Origin of the sequence: Bacillus sp. V5-8f (assembly GCF_002863565.1) — a bacterium.
GTDB lineage: Bacteria > Bacillota > Bacilli > Bacillales > DSM-1321 > Peribacillus.
Genome location: NZ_PGUW01000029.1, coordinates 1 through 5909 on the forward strand (window position 1 = coordinate 1; position 5909 = coordinate 5909).

General features: G+C 37.2%; 6 protein-coding genes and 2 pseudogenes. 7 read left to right on the forward strand and 1 reads right to left on the reverse strand.

Annotation, left to right across the window (positions count from 1 at the left end; genetic code table 11):
• The first annotated feature begins 86 nt into the window (after nucleotides 1-86).
• A pseudogene (locus CUU64_RS21595) lies at nucleotides 87-1791 on the forward strand (2-isopropylmalate synthase).
• Between the two features lie 656 nt (nucleotides 1792-2447).
• Here the strand turns inward: CUU64_RS21595 and CUU64_RS23305 are convergent.
• Entirely contained in the window at nucleotides 2448-2756 is a 309-nt protein-coding gene (locus tag CUU64_RS23305; RefSeq protein WP_142383671.1) for a helix-turn-helix domain-containing protein, read from the reverse strand.
• Nucleotides 2757-3257: 501 nt separating this feature from the next.
• Between CUU64_RS23305 and CUU64_RS23310 the strand changes: the two genes are divergently transcribed.
• The 6 genes and pseudogenes from CUU64_RS23310 to CUU64_RS21625 all read left to right on the forward strand — a co-directional run bounded on the left by CUU64_RS23310 (nucleotide 3258) and on the right by CUU64_RS21625 (nucleotide 5840).
• Entirely contained in the window at nucleotides 3258-3449 is a 192-nt protein-coding gene (locus CUU64_RS23310; RefSeq protein ID WP_374702746.1) for a sigma 54-interacting transcriptional regulator, read from the forward strand.
• Complete coding sequence (locus tag CUU64_RS21610; RefSeq protein WP_101635734.1) at nucleotides 3424-3651, forward strand: sigma 54-interacting transcriptional regulator; 228 nt, start codon at nucleotides 3424-3426, stop codon at nucleotides 3649-3651. The genes CUU64_RS23310 and CUU64_RS21610 overlap by 26 nt, the downstream gene beginning before the upstream one ends.
• Nucleotides 3652-3812: 161 nt before the next feature.
• Nucleotides 3813-3944, forward strand: a pseudogene (locus CUU64_RS23385) (AAA-type ATPase lid domain-containing protein); the annotation flags it as partial.
• A gap of 3 nt (nucleotides 3945-3947) precedes the next feature.
• Nucleotides 3948-4097 (forward strand): helix-turn-helix domain-containing protein, encoded by a 150-nt coding sequence (locus CUU64_RS23315; protein WP_101635735.1) that lies wholly within the window; start codon nucleotides 3948-3950, stop codon nucleotides 4095-4097.
• A 191-nt stretch (nucleotides 4098-4288) separates the two neighbouring features.
• On the forward strand, nucleotides 4289-5056 hold the full coding sequence (locus CUU64_RS21620) for an acetoacetate decarboxylase family protein (RefSeq protein ID WP_219621886.1): 768 nt from the start codon (nucleotides 4289-4291) through the stop codon (nucleotides 5054-5056).
• Nucleotides 5057-5078: 22 nt separating this feature from the next.
• Nucleotides 5079-5840: an alpha/beta fold hydrolase gene (locus tag CUU64_RS21625; protein ID WP_101635736.1), complete on the forward strand. Its 762-nt coding sequence runs from the start codon at nucleotides 5079-5081 to the stop codon at nucleotides 5838-5840.
• Nucleotides 5841-5909 lie beyond the last annotated feature (69 nt).

A 5909-nucleotide genomic window follows, 5' to 3' on the forward strand; every position in this document is an offset into this window, starting at 1 on the left:
TAACATTTACGGGGCAGTTCACTTATGAGATGATAGGCTTTTTATTTTAAACAAACTAAATACTAAGTAAAAAGGTGGTAATCAAAATGAGAAATATTGAAAAGTATTCCAGAAGTTATTTTATGCCTCCAGTTAAAAGCTTGAAATGGACAGAGAAGGAGTACATTGCGGAAGCTCCTTCATGGTGCAGTGTTGATCTTCGAGATGGAAATCAGGTTTTGGTCGTGCCTATGAGTCTCGAGGAGAAGCTGGAATATTTTCAATTGCTTTTGGAAGTAGGTTTCAAGGAAATAGAAGTTGGGTTCCCTGCTGCATCGGATACAGAATACACTTTTTTACGTACATTGATTGCACAAGATTTGATTCCGGATGATGTGACGATTCAAGTGTTAACTCAGTCAAGAGAACATATTATAAGAAAAACGTTTGAATCGCTTCAAGGTGTTAATAAAGCTGTGGTGCACCTTTATAATTCTACATCTGTGGCACAACGTGAGCAGGTTTTCAAAAAAACGGAGGATGAAATAATCGACATTGCAGTAACTGGGGCAAAACTGCTAAAGAAATACGCTGCCAGAAACCGATGGGGATTTCCAGTTTCAGTATTCACCGGAAAGCTTTACTGGAACAGAGATGGAGTTCGCATTGAAAATATGCAATCAAGTGCTTAATATATGGCACCCTACTCCTGAAAACAAGGTAATTATCAACCTTCCAGCTACAGTATCCATGTCAATGCCTCACGTTTACGCAAGTCAAATTGAGTATATGAGTGACCATCTGAACTACCGGGACAACGTAATCCTGTCACTCCATCCGCACAATGACAGGGGAACGGGTGTTGCAGATGCAGAACTAGGAATGCTTGCCGGAGCACAGAGAGTTGAAGGAACACTGTTTGGAAATGGAGAAAGAACAGGAAACGTAGACATTGTAACGCTTGCATTAAATATGTTTTCGCATGGCGTAAATCCAAAGCTTAATCTTGAAAATATCCCTGACATACTGTCCAAGTACGAAAAATTGACAAGAATGAAAGTTCATGAAAGACATCCATATGGCGGTGAACTCGTCTTTACTGCGTTTTCAGGTTCCCATCAGGATGCAATTGCCAAAGGGATGAAATGGCGTGAGGAAAGAGAACGTCAGTATTGGACAGTACCTTATCTATTGATTGATCCAAAAGATATTGGAAGACGGTATGAAGGAGACATTATTCGTATTAATAGCCAATCCGGTAAAGGGGGAATCGGATATGTGCTTATGCAGAATTATGGGCTTGATTTGCCTATGGAAATGCGTGAAAGCTTCGGATACACTGTCAAAAATGTATCGGACCGTTTGCACAAGGAGCTTATGCCGAATGAAATCTATGACATTTTCCTTAACGAATATGTGAATATTAATACCCCTGTTGAGTTTATCAATTACAGATTTACTCAAAATAATAATTACGAAACCAGTGTATCGATCAGAATAGATAACGAAGTTCATGAATTTATCGGTGTTGGGAATGGAAGATTGGACGCAATCAGCAATGTTCTCCAAACTACACTAGGCATTAATTACAATGATTTAGTCTATAAGGAGCATGCGTTAGAAATAGGCTCGGGAGCAAATGCTGTATCCTATGTAGGTTTTACTGCTTTGGATGGGGCTATTTATTGGGGCTGTGGGATTGATGCTGATATTATGACCTCCTCTGTAAAAGCTTTGTTTAGTGCAGTTAACAACATGATATCCGGTGTTAAACCAAAAATTGAAAAAGAATATTCTGTTTCAAAGAAATAAGAGAAATGATTTTTATGACTACCTATTAATAACCATCTATCCTGTGATTATGTTTAAAATTAGTCTCATAAGAAAAGATATTGGCAAGGTTAATTTATCGGTGGGGGCTACTGAGTAATCTGTTGTAAGCAGATTGTTACAGCAGCTCTTTATTTTTGTCTATTTGTACTAACGGGGCAGAATAAATATGGAGTTTGAACAAAAAAATAACCTCTTGGTTGAATGAGAGGGTGTTGAAGCTGGCCATCGAAAAGGAAAAAATCATATCAAGGAGGCTTTCCAACGAATTATTATCAAAATAAGAAATTGCACAAATTTTGAAGAGGAGTAACAGTTGAATGCCACTTTATATCGACAGTAGCTCCCATGCACTTGCTATTTCTTGCTCTTTAGGGATGTAAGCGGGTTCGGGGGAAGAGTTAAAATCCCTTTTTAACATTCAAGCTTCTAGGTAATGGCTCGATAGGAGCTCGAATTTAATGTTTTTTTCAGAAAGCATCACACATGAAGATGCATTTTCAACAACGGCCTCTTTTTGAGGCTTTTTATTTTGCATCGGATTCGTTCGTTCAAAGGCATAGCAGTTTCTAAGAATGGTTTATTCATCGAATGCTTCTTCAATGGCTTTTTACTTTTAGGAGATCTATGACTCAAAACTAATCTTGTTTTATACCAACTCCAAAGATATTTTCCAACTTTAGCAGTAAAAAAGCGTTGGTTAATGAATACCTTCCTAAGTTAGAAAAGAAGTTTACACCAGTTAATTCATGAATTTTTTCAAATCTGTACCGTAATGTACTGTTATGGATAAAAAGTTTTTCAGAAGCTTCTCGTAATGAAGAGGTATTAAGACAAGTTTCCAGCGTTTCTATTAAGTATGATTTATATTTTTTATCGTAGCTTTCTATAGGCTCGATAATAGTTGATCTAATTAGTTCATGTTCTGGGGTATTCAACAAACTCATGATTATACGAATCTCGAAAAAGTCGTCGTAAAGAAAAATGCTTCTTTCTGGATAAAATTCTTTTCCAAGAAGAATTGCTCTTTTTGATGAATTTAACGCATTTGAAATTTTACAAAGTTGACTTTCTTTTATACTACAACCAATTTTAAAGCCTGAGGGAATTTCAATGATCTTTGAGAGATTACACAAAAATTCTTTAAATTTGGTGTAAATTTGAAATTGACTGTTATTATTGAAAAAAATAATTAGGTAATAACCCTCACCGATATCAGAAAGTAAATAGTTGTTTGTATGATTTTCAACATATAAGGAAAAGTCAATGGGAAGAAATGTTTAATCGAATCTGAAGAAGTATCGAGTCGAGATAAACAGATAGCGACCGTCATATTTATTAATCCTAAACCCAAGTTAATCTTAGCAAATAATAAAGCCAATCAAGATTACTTTGCTTTTAATACTAAAAATGCCGCTTTCGCGAAGACCATTCAAACAGCTATAAAGATATCAAAAAGTGATGCAAGCATTCTTATACAGGGGGAAAGTGGAGTCGGGAAAGATTTTATGGCACGTTTTATTCACAAACAAAGCAAAAGAAGGGATCATCCTTATACTGCAATTAATTGTGCAGCATTGCCTCGAGAACTAATTACTTCAGAATTGTTCGGTTATGAAGGCGGGGCCTACAGGTGCTAAACAAAAAGGTAAACAAGGAAAAATTGAAGCGTCTAACGAAGGCACAATATTCTTGGATGAAATAGCAGATTTACCGCTTGATTTACAAGCTACTCTTCTTAGAACTTTGGAAGAGAAGCAAGTAGTAAAAGGTGGGGGTATTACACCGATTCCAGTCGATGTGCGTTTTTTAGCTGCTACAAATAAAAAAAGAAAGAACTAGTGGAAAGAGGAGAATGTTCGAGAAGATCTTTATTACCGGTTAAACGTTTTTATTATAAAAATCCCTTCTTTAAGAGAAAGAATTGATGATTTAGACAGCATTTTGAATGCGATGTTAAACGAAGCCTGTGAAAAAGTGCAACGAATACCTACTCTCTTACTCCAAAAGCAATTAGTATATTTCAACAACATACATGGCCGGGGAATTTAAGGGAGCTGAGGAATGTAATTGAACGAATTGTTTATCTGCACGATGAGGATAACTTTGATTCAGTTCATGCTCATGAGTTTTAAGGATTGGAACAATGTGAAGAAAAAATAAGTGATCGTGAGTATATCATTTATATTTTCCATAAAACCAATGGCAATCGTGCTAAAGCCGCGAAGGAGTTAGGTATATCTCGAAGTGCTTTGTATCGGAAAATCCAAAAATATAACATCAGTTAACCTGTCCGAACGCAGACCGGTCAATTATACATTTTTTAAAATAGAAATACTCGACCCCAAAAGGCAAAAGGCCTAATCTAAAACTATTATATTCACTCTATTTTGAATATCCTTGGTACTTGCATCATAAATATTTGAAAATGGACAAAAGTAACATTGGTGTCCTTTCAAAAAAGTTAGGGGGAATTAAAGTGGAAAAAAGTATCTCATACCTGGGAATGCCAAAAAATAAGTGGACAATCCCTCCCACACCACAATTAATAAAGGATGCCTGGATGCTGATTGTAGGCTACAAGGCTGATCCGGAGGCGCTCCGCCAATTATTGCCGCCAGGACTTGAACCACATCCCAATGGTTTGGTTCAGATGAACATGTATGAGGTTCCTGATGCAGGTCGAACCAGTGGTTTTGGCTCATTTAGTCTGACTTATTTAACAATTGAAGTCGCTAATCATGACAGTTATGCCGAAAATGGAACAATCAGCATTCCTGGGCGCTTTTTTGCTCATTACTGGAACGACTCTAATTTAATGAGGATGTATGCCCGTGAATTCTGCGGCATCCCTGCTTTACCAGGTTCCCGCTCACATGAGATTGTCGATAACCAGTTGGTGTCAACTTTAACAGTTGATGGTCATCCTGTCATCAAAGCAACTGCAACGATTGGTGATGAACAGATAGGCATTATGGGAGGGCATTTAAATTATTATGCCCATCGTCAATTCCCGCTTCCTGAAGGCGGAGGTTCTGCACTTAGTGAATTATTGGAATTCCCATTGCCTTTTACAGTTGAGCTTTATGACGCTAGTGTTAAAGATATTCAATTTAATTTCCCAGAAGGGGATACAGCTTCGTTATTAAAGCCGCTGCAGCCTTTAGAAACTCCTTCAGTTATGTATGGGAAGGTTACCTTTACATATTCAATGGGCAGAAGGATTCGTAATTATTTGGAAGATTAAAAATTGAATGGAGGGTTAATTGATGAGCATCGGACATGAAATTATTGGTACAGGTCCTATTAAAGTTATCGTTCTTCATGGATGGCTTATGGATAGTAGTGTATGGAACTGGGCAAAGCGCCACTTAAATACTACCGATTTTAGCTACGCTTTTATGGATTATCGTGGTTATGGTCTTTCGCGTAATTTAGGGGGAGATATCACAATTCCAGAAATGGCTAATGATGGTTTGGAACTTGCTAATTCCTTAGGGTGGGAGGAATTTCATGTTTTAGGTCATTCAATGGGTGGTGCAGCGGCACAGTATGCAGCTGGGGTTTCAACAGGTCAGGTCAAGTCGATAGCTGCATTTACCCCTGTTGGATCTACTGGTTTCCCACTGGATGATGCTACGAAGTCGGGTTTAGAAAATAGTTTTAATAAAGATGGACTCACGGGCATTTTCTCTATGGTTAGTGGGCATGAGCTTGAGCAAGAATTATTAAACACATTGGTCGAATACTCTATTGACACAATCGGTAATGAAATTGTATATAAGGACTATTTTCGCAATTGGATAAATGCAAATTTTAGAAATGTGGTAACTGGATCAGAAGTGCCGGCACTTGCTGTACTGGGTGCAACAGATCCCCTTATAACAAAGAAATATGCAGATAATTCTATAGGAACCGACTTTTCAAATTGTAAGATTGAGATAATGGAAGGCGTTGGTCATTACCCAATTGTAGAAAAACCCGTGGAAAGTGTAAATATCTGGGAAGATTTTTTTAAAAGTAAGGATTAAAATTTAGCGTTAATTTAGATTAGTACAAAAAACACATAAAATATTGTCCGTGGTGTAGCGGTTAACATG

Coding starts and splice junctions, on each gene's coding strand:
- CUU64_RS21610 (WP_101635734.1), top strand. CDS start 3,424: ATGAAGGCGGGGCCTACAGGTGCTAAACAAAAAGGTAAACAAGGAAAA.
- CUU64_RS23305 (WP_142383671.1), bottom strand. CDS start 2,756: ATGAGTTTGTTGAATACCCCAGAACATGAACTAATTAGATCAACTATT.
- CUU64_RS21625 (WP_101635736.1), top strand. CDS start 5,079: ATGAGCATCGGACATGAAATTATTGGTACAGGTCCTATTAAAGTTATC.